A 1114-nucleotide genomic window follows, 5' to 3' on the forward strand; every position below is an offset into this window, starting at 1 on the left:
CAATCGGACCTAGCCGCTCACTGAAACTCTCTTCCAAAGCTTTACAAAATTCAGCATCGCTCATATCCAAATGTGCCTGTATCTCTTTTTCGTCATGTGTCCAGACCAGTGCACAATCAGACTCCCTCAAGGGCAACATTGCCAATGGGCCTTTCTTAGTGAAGCGCTCAAACGCAACACCTTCATTTGGCAATGCAGTACTGACGTTAGCCACCAAGGCATGCTGAGAATATTTTTCCACTTGATAAGCAATGCCTAATAGCTTCGCAGTGCTCGACTCCGTACCATCTGCAATCACCATCAAGCGAGTGTTTAGCACTTTCTGCTGTTCAGGCTGCTCAATTGAGCTTAAGTGCACTTGATGGAAGTCTTTGCCTTGAGATATATGAGAAACCTTCACACCACTATAAAAAGGTAGTGATCTCTCATACACCTTGCTTAACAAACTCTGGCCCAAGCACTGATTCGGCACCACATAACCTAAGGCTTCCTGTCCATACTCTGCTGCATGCATCCGGGTGGTTCCAAAGCAGCCTTTTTCTGATACATGAACCTGTTCGATGGCACATACCGAAGGCTCAATATCTGTCCAGACATCAAGCTGCTCTAAGATTTCTCGCGTGCCCCAAGACAAGGCTGTCGACCTCGCATCGTAGCTAGGAGTGTACTCAGGTATATCTTTAGAGAAGGCAAAGGCATCAATCATGACGACATCAAGGCCTAGCTTAGCCCCAAAGCAGTGCTTGCCCCGACCATTCCAGCCCCGACAATCAATACATCACAAACACTTTTTTCTTCTAACTGGGAAAATTCTTGAGCCATGTGTACTCCCTAAGACGAGGCCTGCGCCATAATGGCTTCAATATCATGAATCGTTTTCGGGACATCTTTAGATAGCACCTGATGAGACTTCTTGGTAACAGCAACATCATCGTCTATACGAATGCCAATGCCGCGCCACTTTTTCGCCACTTCTTTATTGCCGGGAGCGATATAAATACCCGGTTCAACCGTAATCACCATACCGGGCTCAAGCTCTCTCCATTCACCGTCGATTTTATACTCACCAACAGCATGAACATCCAAGCCCAACCAATGGCCTGTTCGATGCATA

Annotated in this window: 2 protein-coding genes; both read right to left on the reverse strand. The window is 46.8% G+C overall.

What is annotated here, in order from left to right:
• Window positions 1-706: FAD-dependent monooxygenase (locus A3729_RS09090; protein WP_197475724.1), on the reverse strand; the 706-nt coding region annotated here is incomplete at its 3' end.
• Window positions 707-831: 125 nt separating this feature from the next.
• On the reverse strand, window positions 832-1114 hold a 283-nt coding region (locus A3729_RS09095; RefSeq protein WP_068633709.1), incomplete at its 5' end, for a M24 family metallopeptidase.

The sequence above is a fragment of the Oleiphilus sp. HI0043 genome (genome assembly GCF_001634935.1).